15 protein-coding genes are annotated in these 16,995 nt (G+C 37.3%); 7 read left to right on the top strand and 8 right to left on the bottom strand.

The window, feature by feature from the left end:
- The gene (locus HQN83_RS07605; protein ID WP_173089748.1) at positions 1–1,740 is read left to right on the top strand and encodes a M14 family zinc carboxypeptidase; all 1,740 of its coding nucleotides are present in this window, start codon (positions 1–3) and stop codon (positions 1,738–1,740) included.
- 2 nt (positions 1,741–1,742) lie between these two features.
- The gene (locus HQN83_RS07600; RefSeq protein ID WP_173089747.1) at positions 1,743–2,360 is read left to right on the top strand and encodes a rhomboid family intramembrane serine protease; all 618 of its coding nucleotides are present in this window, start codon (positions 1,743–1,745) and stop codon (positions 2,358–2,360) included.
- Here the strand turns inward: HQN83_RS07600 and HQN83_RS07595 are convergent.
- Positions 2,357–3,325 carry a hypothetical protein gene (locus HQN83_RS07595; RefSeq protein WP_173089746.1) on the bottom strand — a complete coding sequence of 323 codons (969 nt, stop codon included), beginning with the start codon at positions 3,323–3,325 and terminating at the stop codon, positions 2,357–2,359. The genes HQN83_RS07600 and HQN83_RS07595 overlap by 4 nt on opposite strands.
- A gap of 88 nt (positions 3,326–3,413) precedes the next feature.
- Here HQN83_RS07595 and HQN83_RS07590 point away from each other — a divergent pair, with 88 nt between their 5' ends.
- Positions 3,414–4,451, top strand: a complete 1,038-nt coding sequence (locus HQN83_RS07590; RefSeq protein WP_173089745.1) for a dipeptide epimerase — start codon at positions 3,414–3,416, stop codon at positions 4,449–4,451.
- Here the strand turns inward: HQN83_RS07590 and HQN83_RS07585 are convergent.
- Together HQN83_RS07585 and HQN83_RS07580 are read right to left on the bottom strand one after the other, a co-directional pair.
- Positions 4,438–4,626: a DUF6358 family protein gene (locus HQN83_RS07585; protein ID WP_108204747.1), complete on the bottom strand. Its 189-nt coding sequence runs from the start codon at positions 4,624–4,626 to the stop codon at positions 4,438–4,440. The two genes, HQN83_RS07590 and HQN83_RS07585, sit on opposite strands and share 14 nt — an antisense overlap.
- A gap of 3 nt (positions 4,627–4,629) precedes the next feature.
- Positions 4,630–4,947, bottom strand: a complete 318-nt coding sequence (locus tag HQN83_RS07580) for a rhodanese-like domain-containing protein (RefSeq protein ID WP_173090139.1) — start codon at positions 4,945–4,947, stop codon at positions 4,630–4,632.
- A 148-nt stretch (positions 4,948–5,095) separates the two neighbouring features.
- Between HQN83_RS07580 and HQN83_RS07575 the strand changes: the two genes are divergently transcribed.
- Both HQN83_RS07575 and HQN83_RS07570 read left to right on the top strand, forming a co-directional pair.
- Entirely contained in the window at positions 5,096–6,181 is a 1,086-nt protein-coding gene (locus HQN83_RS07575) for a DUF4407 domain-containing protein (RefSeq protein WP_173089744.1), read from the top strand.
- A 5-nt stretch (positions 6,182–6,186) separates the two neighbouring features.
- On the top strand, positions 6,187–7,500 hold the full coding sequence (locus tag HQN83_RS07570) for a M20/M25/M40 family metallo-hydrolase (protein ID WP_173089743.1): 1,314 nt from the start codon (positions 6,187–6,189) through the stop codon (positions 7,498–7,500).
- A gap of 2 nt (positions 7,501–7,502) precedes the next feature.
- On the opposite strand, the gene HQN83_RS07565 is transcribed toward HQN83_RS07570, so the two are convergent.
- The 4 genes from HQN83_RS07565 to HQN83_RS07550 are packed head-to-tail and all read right to left on the bottom strand — an operon-like array spanning position 7,503 to position 12,939.
- Entirely contained in the window at positions 7,503–8,000 is a 498-nt protein-coding gene (locus HQN83_RS07565; protein ID WP_173089742.1) for a GNAT family N-acetyltransferase, read from the bottom strand.
- 19 nt (positions 8,001–8,019) lie between these two features.
- Entirely contained in the window at positions 8,020–8,580 is a 561-nt protein-coding gene (locus tag HQN83_RS07560) for a thiamine pyrophosphokinase (RefSeq protein WP_173089741.1), read from the bottom strand.
- A gap of 38 nt (positions 8,581–8,618) precedes the next feature.
- A complete protein-coding gene (locus tag HQN83_RS07555; RefSeq protein WP_246254362.1) occupies positions 8,619–9,530 on the bottom strand; it encodes an alpha/beta hydrolase in 912 nt (303 codons plus the stop codon).
- Positions 9,523–12,939, bottom strand: coding sequence for a ThuA domain-containing protein (locus HQN83_RS07550; protein ID WP_173089740.1), 3,417 nt, complete (start codon positions 12,937–12,939; stop codon positions 9,523–9,525). The genes HQN83_RS07555 and HQN83_RS07550 overlap by 8 nt, the downstream gene beginning before the upstream one ends.
- 374 nt (positions 12,940–13,313) lie before the next feature.
- On the opposite strand from HQN83_RS07550, the gene HQN83_RS07545 reads away from it, so the two are divergent.
- A complete protein-coding gene (locus tag HQN83_RS07545) occupies positions 13,314–13,925 on the top strand; it encodes a hypothetical protein (protein WP_173089739.1) in 612 nt (203 codons plus the stop codon).
- Between the two features lie 71 nt (positions 13,926–13,996).
- On the opposite strand, the gene HQN83_RS07540 is transcribed toward HQN83_RS07545, so the two are convergent.
- Positions 13,997–14,335, bottom strand: a complete 339-nt coding sequence (locus HQN83_RS07540; RefSeq protein ID WP_173089738.1) for a hypothetical protein — start codon at positions 14,333–14,335, stop codon at positions 13,997–13,999.
- A gap of 155 nt (positions 14,336–14,490) precedes the next feature.
- Between HQN83_RS07540 and HQN83_RS07535 the strand changes: the two genes are divergently transcribed.
- On the top strand, positions 14,491–16,791 hold the full coding sequence (locus tag HQN83_RS07535) for a DUF6263 family protein (RefSeq protein ID WP_173089737.1): 2,301 nt from the start codon (positions 14,491–14,493) through the stop codon (positions 16,789–16,791).
- Positions 16,792–16,995: the final 204 nt, after the last annotated feature.

Genomic DNA, 16,995 nt, shown 5'->3' with positions numbered 1-16,995 from the left:
ATGAAGTGCTACCTCATCATCTTACTTTTATTAATAGCAATGGACACATCAGCACAGTTAACACCATATGAGTTAAGCGGTAAAAAAGAAACCGCAACTTATTACGAAGCCATTAAACATTATGAACTTTTAGATAAAACATATGAACAGGCAAAGCTGCTGACTTATGGTAATACCGACTTTGGCAAACCTTTACACTTATTGGTTTTATCAAAAGATAAAATATTTGATCCTATTGCAATAAGAAAAAGCAACAAGCGCATTTTACTAATAAACAACGGCATACACCCGGGAGAGCCAGAGGGTATTGACGCCAGCATGATGCTTGCCAGAGACTTACTAAAAGACAATTTATTACCTAAGGATGTAGTAATCTGTATTATTCCGGTTTATAACATTGATGGCAGTTTTAATAGAACAGGAACTTCGAGGGCAAACCAAAATGGCCCTGTGGCGTATGGCTTTAGAGGAAACAGCAAAAATTACGACCTCAACAGAGATTTCATAAAAACAGACTCAAAGAACTCTCATTCTTTTCAGGAAATCTTTAACATTTGGCAGCCGGAGATATTTGTAGATACGCACACCAGTAATGGTGCAGACTATCAATATGTAATGACGCTTATCCCTACTCATAAGGACAAGTTGAACCCTATCCTATCTGGCTATATGACCAAAACGATGTTGCCATCTCTATATACTGAGATGAAAAAAGTTGGGTATGAAATGATTCCTTATGTAAATTCCGTTGAGGAAACACCAGATGAAGGGATTACAGGCTTTTTGGAATCAGCAAGGTATTCTACAGGATACACAACCCTGCACAATACAATTGGCTTTATGCCCGAAACTCATATGCTAAAAGATTATGACAAAAGAGTTGATGCAACATATAAGCTTCTCCAAATCTATATCGACATAGTAGTTCGTGATGCAAAAGTAATTGGAGAGAATAAACAAAGGGCAGATGAAGAGACTACAAATCAAGTTGAGTTTCCAATAGAATGGACCCTCAATAAAAATGTAGCTGATGATTTGGAGTTCAAAGGATATGCAGCAAAGCAAAAACCAAGTGAAGTAAGCGGACTAGATCGTTTGTATTACGACAGAAATGAGCCATATACTAAGACCATAAAATATTGGAACACCTATCAGCCTTCAGTTACCATTACAAAGCCGATTGCTTATATCATTCCAAAAGCATGGGACAAAATAATTGATCTGTTAAAGCTTAACAATGTAAAAGTACAGCAATTGCAAAAGGATACTCAAATTGATGTCGAATCGTATTACATCAGTGATTACAAAACAGTAAGTGCCCCATTTGAAGGACATTACCTGCATTCTTCAGTAAAAGTCAGCCCTGTAAAACAGGCATTGCAATTTTACGAAGGTGATTATGTAGTTTATACAAACCAACCTGTCAACAGATATATTATAGAAACACTTGAGCCCCAAGGCATGGATTCCTTTTTCAATTGGAATTTCTTTGATGCAATACTTGGGATGAAAGAACACTTCAGTGCTTATGTTTTTGAAGATACTGCTGCGGAATTATTAAAGAAAAATCCAGAGCTAAAGAAAAAACTTGAGGCTCAAAAGGCCAAAGACAGCGGTTTTAGTAAAAATGCTGAGGCACAGCTTGACTTTATCTATAAAAATTCTGATTATTACGAAAAAACGCACTCTCGATACCCCATAGCCCGTTTATTAAACGACACAAAATTAATCCTTAAATAACAATGGAATACCTTCAGCATACACCAGTAGCCTCAATAATCTTTGTCTTTACCATTATTACGAGTATATACGCCTTTAACGACCCTGGGTTGTTTGGCAAATTCATGCTACATCCATATAGTGTGTCTCGCAGGTATAAAGTTTATACACTGATAACAAGCGGATTGATCCATGCAGATTGGATGCACTTAATTTTTAATATGATGACCTTCTTTTTCTTTGCTTTTCAACTTGAGGCAATGATAGGTTCATGGCAGTTTGGTGTGGTCTATTTTATGGGTTTAATTTTAAGCGATATCCCATCTGTAATAAAGCATAAAAACGACATGTGGTATAACAGCTTAGGTGCTTCAGGAGCAATAAGCGCAGTATTGTTTAGCTACATTCTATTTCAGCCCTTTACTTCCATGATGATATTTCCTTTACCAATTCCAATTTGGGCTATAATATTTGGGCCACTCTACCTGGTATATTGTGTATATGCATCCAGACATTCACGAGACCACATTAACCATGATGCTCACTTTTTTGGTGCCCTTGCCGGATTAATTGTTACTGTACTAATTGTTCCGGGAACAATTCCTCATTTCTTAAGTCAGATAATTGCAAAAATAGGCTAGGTAGTAGCTGGTAAACTTGATGGATTAAAATAACTGATTGGGTTTGTTGGATCCTTAATGATTTCGAAAAGCGTATGATCCCATGGTTTCCAGAAATCCTGCAAAACCTGAGCATACGTTTTATGTTGCCAGTGATCAAAAAGAGCCTTATTCAAGGTGCCTCTCAATGGCATTGCATCAATATAAATTGAGCCTTCAACAGGTAATATTGCATATTCCGGCAGCCTGTTGAACAAATAAGCCGAGTAGAAAAAACGTGCACAAAGCTCTTCAAACTGCTGTGGCGAAAGTGCTGAATCACCAATTTGATCTAACAACTCCTGATGGTATTTTTTATTCGTTCCATTATCCTGCAGGCAGGCAATGATGCCGAAGTCTTTTAATTTCAAAGAGAAAGTCATTGTGTTGATCTCATCCCTAAAACTAAAAGCCGTGTCCTGCTTTTCCAATGGAACAACAATTATTGACCATGGTTTAAAATCTTCAAATATTACATCAGTATAAATACCCTGGATCATCGTATGCAGATTTCCAAACTTATGCATTAACCCTTGCGACATGTTTACTCCATCAGCACTTAATTGCTGCTGACGAACGGCCGCATTCATTTCTACATAAATAAGGCTATACATGAATTTACCAATCCATCTGAACAGCTCAACCTCATCAAGCTTAGAAACTTCTTCATAGCCTTTTGAAAAAGCATTAGAAATTTTCTCTTCTAAAGGCTCAATAAAATTAGTGAGCACCTCAGTACTGCATGGCACCTTTAAGCTATTGTACGAACGTATGCTTTCATCAAGCAATTTAATCTGCTCCTCTCCGCTAAAGTTGGCGACTTTTAAAAGCCATTCAGGTAAAATACCGATCTCAGTTATTGGTGCAGAAAACGTATCTCCACTAAGAAAGCAGTTTTTATACTTAAAATCGAAGTTTTTAAACGGTTGATATATTGTGCTATTCATACTAGGCGCAATATTAGGCATATTATTTTTACATTAGCGGCAGCACCCATTTTTTTAACTTTGATATTACTTAAAGCTTTTTTAGCTCATGCAGGTAAACGCCAAACCATATCAACTGGAATTAAAACATCCTTTTTCTATTGCCAAATTCACCAGAACAAGTACCCCTCTTATGCTGATAAAGCTTACCTATGAAGGGGTTGATGGATATGGCGAAGCATCAATGGTTCCTTATATGGGCGAAAGTTTAGAAAGTGCCGCAGCTTTTTTAAACAAGATAGATTGGAAAAGATTCACTTACCCTTTTAATTTCAAGGAGGCAATTGCATATCTTGATGAGATTGAAAGTGGTCACCCTGCTATAAAAGCGGCGATAGATATTGCATTGAACGACATAAATGGCAAGATTTTAAACAAGCCATGCTATGAAATTTATGGCGCCAACCCGTTAAAAATGCCTGTAACATCTTTTACTATAGGAATTGATACCCTTGAAGTTATAAGGAAAAAAGTAGCCGATGCCAAAGGATTTAAGGTGCTAAAAATAAAACTCGGCAGAGACAACGATAAAGAGCTTATCGATACGATAAGAAGTGTAAGTAATTTGCCTTTATATATTGATGCCAATCAGGGGTGGAAAGACAAAGCTCAAGCTATTGATATGATCTATTGGTTACACGATAAGGGGGCATTGCTGATAGAACAGCCAATGGATAAAACCAACCTGGATGGAAATGCCTGGCTAACCGGCAGAAGTCCAATCCCTATTATAGCTGACGAAGCGGTGCAGCGTTTATTAGACATGGACGCATTAAAAGGCGCCTATCATGGCATTAATGTAAAGCTGATGAAAAGTGCAGGTATGTATGAGGCTCACCAAATGATCCTAAAGGCACGTTCATTTGGAATGAAGGTTCTTATTGGTTGTATGAGCGAAACTTCGTGTGCAACACAAGCTGGAATTGCATTAGCTCCGTTGTGCGATTGGGCAGATTTGGATGGCCCATCATTAACCAAAAACAATCCATTTAAATCACCAGAAATGGTGGATGGTAAATATTCATTAAAATACCTTCCCGGTCTTGGCCTGGAAGGTATTCCTAAAGATCTTTTTACTTGTTCTTAAGCGTACTACGCATCTCTTTTACGAGTTGAAGCTTTTGATATAGGAAGAACCCTGCGGTAACCACAAAAAGCGCTACTATTGGGTATTTTCCATTATTAAAAGCCCAAAATATCCCATACCCCGACAAGATAACTCCCAGGTTGTAAAAAACATTTAAAGCTACTTTCTTAAACATACCTTAGTAAACTTGCATATCAGGATCAAAAGCTTCCTGCCAAGCCAGAATGCCTCCTTTAAGATTATACAAATTGGTTAAACCAAGCTGTTGTTCTAATTGCATTACTGCCATAGCACTTCTTTTACCACTTCTGCACTGCATAATTACCGGTTTATCGGTAGCAATTTTATCCGCTTCAATTAAAATACCACCCAAAGGGATATTCTCTCCGTTAAGGTTTGAAGTTTCGTATTCAAATGGCTCTCTAACATCGATCAACTGAAAATCTTCTTTATTATCAATCTTTGCTTTAAGCTCCTCAACTGTTATTTCCTTAATCATATCATTTTGATTTTTTCAAACTTAGATAAAGTTACGCAAGTATCCACAAGAGTAAAAGGAAACATTACAAAAAAGTGAATATCTGTAACAACTAAGTATGTCGGGCGTTTAATAGTAAGTCTTTGCTAACTTTGGCCTTAACATCATGAATTCAGTATCACGTTTCTTTTGGTTCTGCTCAGGAGTACACATTTCTACACTTGAAAAACACCCTACAGAACATAATAAATACATTGGCATCGGTGCCACCATCTTCTTTACCGGATTATTTGCGGCTCTTTCTGGTGGCTACGCTATGTATTTCGTTTTCAAGGGCGATTCTACGGCGCTTCCATTTGCTTTTCTTTTTGGCTTAATATGGGGTCTTGCCATTTTTAACATGGATCGTTACATCGTTTCAAGTATTAATAAAAGTGCTTCTACCAGCAAGCAGGTGTTACAGGCAACCCCACGTATCTTACTTGCTATCATGATCGGGATTGTTATCTCTCGTCCGCTTGAATTAAAAATATTCGACAAGGAGATTAAGGAACGCTTAAAGGTTACTTATTTAACCAATCAGCGATCAAAAATTGACACACTTAATGCTGCTTTTGGCAATAAATACAAAATTGAGCTTGCTAAACTTAAAGATGTAAAAGCTCAGCGAGATTCTATGGAAAGTGGAATAAAGGTTGACAGACAAAAACTAAATTTCGAAATCTTCGGAAACAAAACAACTGAAACTTCAGGGATTATGGGCTATGGCCCATATGCCAAAAGAAAGGAAGCAGAACTGAAGCAACGGGAGCAAAACCTCGACACCTTATCAGCAGATGTGCGAAAACTAGAGGGTTTTGTTGATGGAAGAAAGCAGTTTGATGGCTTAATGAGTGAAAAATTATATACCAGCAAACAACTTGATAGCTTAACCAGCATAGCCGGTTTTGCCGACAGAAACTCTGCCTTAGGTCAATTAAGTATTCGGCCTGATGGTAAAAAAGATGTAAATACTTCACTAGCAGTAACGTTTATTGGCTTGTTATTTATTTTCTTTGAATGCTTACCCGTTTTTGTTAAATTGATGAGCAGCAGAGGGCCATACGACAGATCTGTAGAAAATATAGAAACTGCCCAGATGTACGAATCTGATAAAGACAAAGACTATGAAATAAGTGTTATCGATGGCGTTCACGACACACGTGTTTCAACGGAGATAAACAGAAGAAAAAACGCATTGAATTCTAATTAACATATATGAGAAAGGCCCTATACTTCTTTTTTGTGCTTCTAATTGCACAACAAGCAAACGCACAAGACATCAATAAAATAATCACAAAAGATTATGTCGACAGACTCATCAAAACCCTAAGCAGCGACGATATGCAGGGCAGAGGGACTTTTACTCCCGGCATTGATAAGGCCGCAACTTTTATTGAATCGGAGTTTAAAAAAATTGGTTTAAAGCCCCTTGAAGGACAAACAGGTTATCGTCAATCCTTTTTCAAATATCAGCTAAAACCTGAGGCTACATCCGTTTCAATTGACGGTACTGCTGTTGACCCAACAAACATAATGGTGTTTGGTAATACTTCAGAAAACTTATCTTTTGATAATACAAACAGTGATGGGTGGATAAAACTTGATCCATCTAAACCTTTCATGGATCAGTTCAGACCAATTAGCAGAAGCGGGAAGAAACAACTGATATTAGTTGATGCAAAATTTGCTGATGCATTTAACAGAATCAAAGGATATCTTGAGAAAGGCAGCATATTGGACGAAAAAGATTTAAACGCAAAAGCCACCGCTCTTGTTTTTGTACTCGATAAGGATACAGTTGCGAACAATTTCAAAGTAGAGCTTAAAAACTCCTTTGCAAAAATGCCCTTGTTTAATGTTGCAGGTATGATTCCTGGTAAATCAAAAGCCAAAGAACTGGTAATATTTTCTGGTCATTACGATCACCTAGGCATTATCCAAGCTGATGGACAAGATAGTATTGCAAATGGCGCTGATGATGATGCATCCGGCACAACTGCTATGATCGCTTTGGCAAAGTACTACAAGAAATTAAACAACAATGAACGTACTTTAATATTTGTTGCTTTTACAGCAGAAGAGATTGGAGGATTTGGTGCCAGACATTTTTCAGAGAAACTAAACCCTGATGATGTTGTAGCCATGTTTAACATAGAAATGATTGGCAAGGAAAGTAAGTTTGGTAAAAATACTGCCTTTATAACAGGTTACGATAAATCGGATTTCGGACAGATTTTACAGAAAAACCTTAAAGGAACGAAGTTCACTTTCCACCCAGATCCATATCCACAGCAAAACCTATTCTATAGAAGTGACAATGCGACCTTGGCCGCACTTGGCGTTCCGGCGCACACCATTAGTACCGATCAAATAGATATTGATAAGTTTTATCATACTGTAAAAGACGAATACAGCACATTAGATTCAGAGAATATATTGGCAACCATACAAGGGATTGCAAAGAGTGCAATAAGTATTGTAAAAGGTATTGATACACCAACAAGGATTCCGAAACTGGAAAAAAACTAGAATTATAGGATGGTCTTTTCCATCACATAATCGTCCATTACGAAACCGTTACCGATATCAAGGATAACGGTTTCTTTTATTATAAACCCAGCCTTTTCATAAAAGTCCTTGGCCCTATTATTCTTGTTTACATTTAACTGAAGTGATTTTGCTCCGGCTCTTTTCACCAAATTAAAAACTTCGTTGATTAACAGCTTACCTACTCCTCTTCCATGCGTTTGAGGTAAAACATATAACTTATGCAATTTAAAGGAATGATTTTCAGGCTCAAAAATAGAGAAGCTAGCAAAGCCCAGATCTATATCATCTTCCTCAGCAATCAAAAAGGCATACCCCTTTTGTAATTGCGAAAGCAACTCTCCCCGGTTATACATTTTCTCCAACATGTAGTCAATTTGTTCTGTTGAAAGATACTCAGCGTAAGTAATCCGCCAGGTTCTATCTGCCAAATCTTGAATAGTAGCAATATCCTCTTCCTTAGCTTTCCTTAAAATTATCATATACAGGTTTCTTCTTCAATTACAGCCCTTCGCCAATAAATAAGTATGGCACATTGAATGTAAACTCAACAAAGCCATCATTTATTACCTCAAAGTTGTTATTTTCCGTTTGCTTTAAATTACTCGTTTCAAAATAAGAGACTACGTCAATGTTAAAAACACTGCCTTTAGGCTTCCACACATTAAATCCGGATTTAATGGCATATGATTTCTCCGTTTCAGTAAATACAACAATATTTATTGCATCAATATAGCTTCCCAATTCTCTTAAGTTACTTTCTGAATCAATAATGTTTACCGCAGGATATTTCTCTGCGATCAAGTAATCTAAAACAGCATCCAACTCCTCTGATTTGGCATGGATAACCTTAGTGTTTTCCTGAAAATCCTGATCACTTGAATTAACCACAACATCCACTTTTAAACCAAGGCTAATTACCTTCTCATAAACCGCAGCGCTAACTATTAATGTTGGACTCCACTCTAATAGCTGGCCAAGATACTCTTCATTAAAAGCACCTAAATGGTGGATATATAGTGCTGGTTCTTGTTTCTCGCGAATGATATGATGTGACGACATAGGGCAAAGATATCCTATTATTTTTTCTTATTTAAGTTTCAAATCAGAGACATGCTTTTCATCCAGAAAATGCACCGCCCAAACCATTCATCAAAAGAAGGTGCTGTTAAAAAACCATGCTCTCCTTTAGCATAAATATGCAGCTCTCCTGAAACCTTATTTTCTTTAAGGGCCCTATAGAATTCCATGCTATTAGCTACAGGCACAACCTGATCAGCATCAGAATGGATTAAAATCGAAGGAGGAGTTTCAGCAGTTACCTGCAACTCATTAGAGTACAGTTTTATCTTTTCTTCCGTTGGTGAAGGCCCAAGAAGATTATCTCTTGAGCCAATATGACCAATCTTATTGGTAAAGGAAATAACAGGATTTATGAGTAACATAAAATCAGGCCTAAGACTAGTCCCTTTCCCATTCTCTACAACAGCCGTTTTAAAATGTGTTCCTGCAGTGGCGGCAAGATGCCCTCCTGCAGAAAAGCCCAGAATACCTATTTTATTTGGATCAACATTCCATTCCTTAGCATTCTGCCTCACTATTTTAATTGCCTGTTGAGCATCTTGCAACGGGCCAATAGATTTATCTAACATTGTCTTATCGCTCGGCAATCTGTATTTTAACACGAAAGCCGTTACGCCCATTTTAGCAAATGCTCTGGCTGCATCACTGCCCTCTCTTTTTGTAAGCAGAACATGATACCCACCACCTGGGCAAATAATAACCGCAGTTCCATTCCCTAAACCCTTTGGAGGCAAGAAAACAGAAAGAGTAGGAATGGAAACGTTAGAAGTTAAACTATCTACGTCTCCATTAGCTGTTCTCAGTTCATCATTAGTTACAGACCTGGAGTTTGGTATTTTATCTGGATACAATGGCATCACCTCTTGAGCCTTACAGTATGGAACCACAAGCACTAGCGATAAAAACGCAAAGCTGAATAACTTACTCAAAATTGATCCAATCTACACTTATTAAATCTCTATTTGGTTGGGTATTTTTTACAAACACGAAATAAAGATCATGCTTACCTCCAGGATTTTTTATAGCAGTACTTAGTTCCGTATACTTCTCCCAGTTACCTGTTTTGGTAAAATCGACAGTACTAATCACCTCACCTTTTGGCGAATCAATATGAACTTCAATAGTTCCATTATGGCTTGCTGAGGCATAGTAATAAGTAAGTTTATCAATATTTCTTAAGTCGATGTTTTTTAGCACGAAATAAGACTTATTGTGGATGCTACCAACATACGTATCACTTTTATCTACATTGTGAAACACATCAGCATCCTCTGCCTGTACTTTTGCCGGACGCAATACAATCGTTTCCTTTTTTGTTAACGGGGTTATTGCTCCACCTTTATCGGTATAAGAAGCAGAGAAAATATACCTACCCTGATCCTTATTGCCCAAATGCTGTTTTAATGCCACAGATCCTTGCTGCGGTAGCGCAACATTGGCCTTTTTAGCATTTAAACTTAAAATATACTTAACAATCTCAGTTGCATCATCATTAGAAATCTGAGGATGGGCACTCATCGCATGCTCTCCCCAAACACCACCTCCACCAACAATAATCTTTTTAGCCAAACGACCTACAGCCTCTTTGTTACCAGAATAACGCTGAGCAACCTGCATAAATGATGGACCAACTGATTTGCCATTTATCTGGTGACAAGCCTTACAATCGCTTTTAGCGACTAATGATTTACCGAAATTATATGTCGGCGAAATCTCCTGATGGCCTATCAGCGCCTGGTTGCTTTCTACTTTGGCAATAAAGTCAAGATTCACTTTTACTTTCTTTACATCTATAACCTTATCCTCATTATCCTTCACATCAACTTTATAATTAAAATTAGTAGCCTTAGGGAAAAAGAAAGAACTATTGCTGGTAGTATTTATTGCTACCTGAGGCATAGTGTTACCTACTTTAATCACAACTGTGTCTAGTCCGCTTTTACCGGCTAAATCTGTTACTTTTAAAATGGCTTTATAGACGCCATTTTTTTGGAATGTGTAGGCAACATTTTGGTCTGTTGACGCTACCTTATCTCCCTCAAAACGCCATTCGTACGACAATTTATCATCGTCATCATTATCAAAGCTTTTTGAATTAAAGGCAACCTTGTATGGCGCAATTCCAATAGTATCTTTAGTTTCAATTTTAGCAACCGGAGCACGATTTCCACCATTGTAATCAATACGAACCAAACGGGCATCAACATTGTCTATCCCGTAAACAGATCCATATTCTAACATATAAAACGATCCTTCCGGACCAACTTCTATATCAATAGGACGTCTGAAATCACCGTTAGTTTCCATGAAAGGTTCCATACGTACATAATTTTGGTTTTCATCCAGGCGTACTGCAAACACCCAGTTTCTCATCCAATCGTACATAAACAAAGCCTTATCATAATACTCAGGGAATTTCGTATCAGATTTAAGCGCTGCATTATAATGATAAACAGGACCACCCATAGCACATCTACCACCCTGCCCTAAAGCAGGAAACTCTTCCGATCTGTTGTAAGGATACCACACCATCGCTTTAGTTGGCGGAGGAAGAACTTTAGCGCCTGTATTATACGGCGAATTGTTTGTTGCTCCATTGATGTCAAAAAGTGGGCCTACCTTTAAGGTTGCTCCTTTCCCTCTTGTCGCAAAGTCTACTTCTTTGTAAGGTTTGCTATCTCCTACAAAATATGGCCAACCAAAATTTCCTGCTTTTTTTGCCTGATTAAATTCATCATAACCACGTGGGCCTTGCAAGCCGTCCTCGCCAGAATCTGGTCCAACTTCGCCCCAGTACACGATTCCTGTTTCTGCATCAACAGACATACGATAAGGATTACGACAACCCATTACATAAATTTCAGGGCGAGTTTTCGGCGTTCCTTTAGCAAATAAGTTCCCTTCAGGAATAGTATAACTTCCATCTGCTTCAGGATGAATACGCAAAATCTTACCACGTAGGTCATTTGTATTTCCAGCAGAACGTTCTGCACTATATACTAACCTGTTGTCCATTCGATCAATAGGAGCAAAACCATCCGATTCAAAAGGAACAGTATTATCTCCTGTTGAAATGTATAGGTTTTTATGTTTATCCCAAGCTAAAGAACCACCAGTGTGAGCACTTACCTCAAGGTCAATTGGCACCTCTATTATAATCTGTTCAGATTTAAGATCAAGTTCATTTTCCTTATTGATTTTAAAACGAGAAATATGTTGCTTGTACTTATCACCCGTTGAAGCTGTATAGAAGAAATACAAATAGCTATTGGTTGCAAAATCTGGGTCGATGGTGATCCCCAATAAACCATTAAGGTATTTATCTACCGCTTTAACAGGGAATTTATAAACCAATGTTGTTTTCTTATCCGCAGGATCATATACATAAAAATTACCCGCACGCTCAATGAAAAACACTCTTCCATCAGGAGCTACAGATAATTCCATAGGCTCATTTAAATCATTAGATAATATTGTTTTAGTAAAACGATTATCTTCTGGCTTTTTAACCGCGTAGGCTTTAGAATAATCCAATGTTACATTGCTACCAATTGCATATTTAATACCACCCAACAGGTGCTTTAAAAATAATGGCTCACTAAAGCTTTCATCTGTATGTCCGCCACCAGTGTAAAAAGCACGACCCCCATCGAATTCATGATACCATGCAATAGGATGATTATCTCCGTTCTCTCCACCCTCGTAAGTACTTTCATCAAGTTTAGCAACAACTTTTAGGTCTCCCTGTATGTTTTTATAATTATACCATTCATCCGTACGCTCCCATCTTTTAGGCAATCCTTTAGTAGATATATGTGTTGTATCAATAACATCTATAGTTGCCTTACGCACATTTGAATTACTTGGATGACTCATAAAGTAAGCTCCAACAAGCTTATTGTACCAAGGCCAATCGTATTCAGTATCAGCAGCAGCATGAACGCCCGCATAACCACCTCCAGATTGAATGTATCTTTCAAAAGCTACCTGCTCATCAGAGTTTAACACATTCATTGTTGTGCTTAAGAAAATTACGGCGCTATAGTTTTTTAAACTATCTTGAACAAAATAGGCTGCGTTTTTAGTCGTGTCTACAATAAAGTTATTCTCTTTACCTAGCTTTTGTATCGCAGCAATACCAGCCGGAATAGAAGAATGATAAAAGCCTTTAGTTTTTGAAAACACAAGAATTCGTGCTGGTTTTACTGGTGTAGTAATGGCAGAAATAGGAGCAGCAGCGGTTTTAGGCACTACCGTTTTACAAGCATAAAATACAACAGAAGTACAAACTGTTGAAAATACAGCAAGAGAAATTTTAAAGTATTTAGTTTTAATCATAAAGGAATTTAGTTAATGTGGCTCTCCACCAAAAGAATTTTGAGGAGAACTTGTGAATTAATGAGCGTTCTAATTACTGAAGGAACTTTGGTTAACTACTCACAATCACTAGGTTTAGGTTATCAATACAGGTCATTTAGAAGTAAACTTAGCAATTATATTGAAAAAGATTTCAACTAATGTCAGATAGTTTGGGCTTAGCGTAAGATTACTGAGATTAGGATGCATCCACTTTTCCATCTCTCAAAATTCTCAAACTGAAAAAACCCAAACAAACCAACTGACAATTAAACAATTAGATTAAATATTCATCTAAATTTAACATATTAATTCTTATAAATTTATTAAATTGTATCACATTTAATTTCAACCCTATGCTGAAAAAAACACTAATAGCAGGCATGGCATTTCTAATGCTCTCTTGTGGTAATCAAAAAAAAGAAGAAAGCGATTCAGGTACTGGCAGTCTTATCGACAACGTTAGCAATCTGAATAAAGTAGCCAAATCTGCGGATAAGATGGAAGAATTGTCTACCAAGCTAAAAAAACTAACTCCCTTAACAAACGACGAACTTAAGGCTGCAGTTCCCGAAACGCTTGACGGATTGAAAAGAAAGAGTTTCAGTGCGGGAGGTTACGCCGTAACCGGTCTGAGTACAATTGAAGCAGAGTACGGTGATGATACTAAATATGTAAAAGTGGGGATTATTGATGGTGCAGGTGAATCTGGAAGTGCTATCATTTCCTTAATGGCCATGACATTAAGTATGGACAAAGAATCGGAGTCTAATGGTACAGTCACTAAAACAGTAGACGTTAATGGCATTCGCTCAATAACTGAGGAAACCAAATCTGAAAACTCAGTTAGCTCGTCCATCAAATTCCTTTATAAAGACAGGTATTCTGTAAGCTTAGACGGAACAGGATATACGCTTCCGGAATTAGAGTCATTCCTTAAAAGCGTAAAACTTGACGAATTAAAATAATTTGTAAAGCACTGCTTTCAATTAAAAAGCCTTTAGAGGAATTCTAAAGGCTTTTTAATTGATCTCTTTATTTAACCTGCGTTATAAACATAGAACTTCTTATCTCTTATGGGCTGTCCTTTTATCTCTAAATACTGTCCCTTTTTGTCTCTTGTGCTTTTTATCACAAACGGCTCATCACTCGCTTTACACGCATCATAAGCTAGTTTTAGGCGATCAATATGTGTATCGGCACCCACTTTCCATTTTTTACCCGAATACCAAAAATAAGCAGAAAAATTTCTTGTGCTTCCTAGCATTTTTCCATCAAGCCTAATATGAGTTGGATTTAATTCTTTGTATGGAAGAACTCCTTTAACATAAAACTCACTAAAATCTTTATATTCCGGAATAACGTTTATTGTACTCATAATTAATTTTTGTGCAATTTACATCAAATCCTATTCTGGTAATAATTTTAGAGACATTATTGTTTTGTTTCATCGAATCTCCCTCTATTGTGATAGTTGTTGAATGATAAATTCATAGAATAAATACTTATATTGAACTATTAACCATTCTCAATATGAAACCCTATTTAACCCTGTTAATCACACTAACGGCAATAAGTTATGGCTTTTCACAACAACTGCGGGTTGCCAAAAACAAAACTTTTGAAATCACTAGCCGTACAATCGATACTTTAGTCGCCAAATCTGATGAATCATTTACTTATGCATTTCGATCATTAGGCAAAAACTCGGAAGGCAACAATATTTTTGAGTGCAAAATTGTAAAAGCATTTATCAAGAGTAACAAAAAGGTATTGCTGAATACCGACTCGCTAAAAAAGACTAATTTCATGTCTACAGGCGTACTCTTTCCCATTGCCATGCTCAACAAGCCTTTTACCGTAACTTTAAATAACAAAGGAAAGATAATCAGTGTAGATCAACTGCAAGATCAATTAAAATCTACTCTCAGCACATGGAACTTGAATCCTGAAATTGAACAACAACTACTAAACAATGCAGGTGACGGTTTTACAGCCCAAATGCAAGGCCTATTCTATCAATTCCCTGACAAAGCATTAACAACTCAAAGCACTTGGGAAAATAAAGACACCGGCGCCAAGTTCAAGATCGTGGCAAATAAGGCGGGGGTACTGAAGCTAAATATGTCAGAAACGCGCAAAGATGGGTCAACCACCAATTCAAAATATTCATTTGATTCAAAAACAGGTTTAATTCTTAACGAATTCACCAAAACCAATTTTGCATCAAAAGTTACAGACTTCTCATCGGGTGCAGAAAAAACTGAGCAGGCGGAGGTCATCACAATGAAAAAACTAAGTAATACAACAACCATTGCCAAACCAGATTCCACTTGGATGGACATGGCTGTTAAGTTGAGCTACTGGAGCAATGAATTGAAAACAAGAGGGGAATATGATTCTTTAAAAGTTAAAAAGTCCTTAGAAGCTTTCAACCCCAAATTTAAAAACGATGCTTATTATACTGTTAGTAAACTTAATTTAATCCAGCAAACTGGAAACGACTACAATTACCAGGTCTATTCGGATGCCCTAATGAAAACCCCAAACGAGTACCTTAAAGACCAAAACAGTCACCTACACAACAAGATAGGAGCCGCCTTGGATAAGGGAAGTGCAGCAGAAGCTTACGCAGTAAGTAGATACTTCTACAATACACCTTCATTCACGCAGTGGGTACAACAGTCTTTTGCTCAAAACTTCATTGGTGAACACGATTATCCTGGGCGGAAAGAAATGGATCGTAAAAGCGCAGAGCTGATTCAGATGTTTATATCCGATAAAAATCCCATTTATCTCCAAAAAACAAGGCCATTAAATCTTTGGACAAAAGCCAAAGCAGATTCAAAAAATGCTACATTACAACTAGCAACTGCAATGGCTTTCAACAAAATGGGTGACGCCGAAATGAAGGAAGGCAATGGTGGCAGGTATGCATTACTGATGTACAACTTGTTGCTGGATGTAAACAAAAAAGAGGCAGCAGATTCATTGTTAAGCACCGCAATTATAAAACTTCAAAAATACACTACAGATAGCCTTAACAAAGAGCGCTACGAAAGTCAGAACATGCTGGCTCATGCTTACTACTTAAAGTTCCTTTCGGTAGTAAAAACAGATTCGACTAAGGCTATTGCTTATCTAGCTAGGGCAGCCGAATACTCACCAAAGAACAATAAAGAGAAAGCTTATGCTAGCTTTTATGATCGGGTTTTCCTAAAATCTAGAGAAAGCTATCGCGATGACTATATTGACCAACTCTTAAGTTTAGGCAATGAACAGGAAGCTTTGAAATTATTGGCTGTCCAAATCAATTCGAGTCCTGAAACTCTTAGTGATATGCAGAAACGTTTTGAGACTAAGTTTCCTAGCCGCAGTTTTAAGACCTTCTTTATGGATCACATTATCTCCACATGGCAGAATGCACCCGAATTTAAGGTAAAGAATATCGATGGCAAGGAACATATACTGTCAGATTTCAAAAACAAATGGTTGGTACTCGATTTTTGGGGCACCTGGTGTGGCCCTTGCAAGGAAGAACTACCAGATGTGAATAAATTCTATACAGAATTGACAGAGGGCAAGCATGGCGATTCAAATTTTCTAAGTGTTGCCTGTTATGATACAGAAGAAAAAGTAAAAGGCTTTTTGGAATTAAATAAGTATACGATACCCGTAGCAATGTCTGACAATAAGATCCAAAAAGATTATAAAGTTAATGGATACCCTTCAAAGATCATTATCTCGCCTGATGGACGCATGCTTAATGTTCAATTTGGTAAGGACTGGAAAGGGATTCTGAAGAAGTTTAATGAAATATATGCAAGCCAATAATGGACAGATTATGATAACATGTCCATTATTAGGTTAGTTCATTTTTGACCTTAAAATAGTAATAGGATTACTACCGAGTCTTTTAATCTATCACTTTATCAATTTTGGATAGAACAAGGCACCCACATAATTCGCCCCTTTTCTAGCCCCTTGAAACAAAAAAGCCAGCAGTTATGTATAACTACTGGCAAAGTAAGTGGTTCC

It is taken from the genome of Pedobacter foliorum, assembly GCF_013266735.1.
Classification (GTDB): domain Bacteria; phylum Bacteroidota; class Bacteroidia; order Sphingobacteriales; family Sphingobacteriaceae; genus Pedobacter; species Pedobacter foliorum.
Note: the sequence above shows the minus strand (reverse complement) of the source record. Positions and strands in the feature narration are given on the sequence as shown.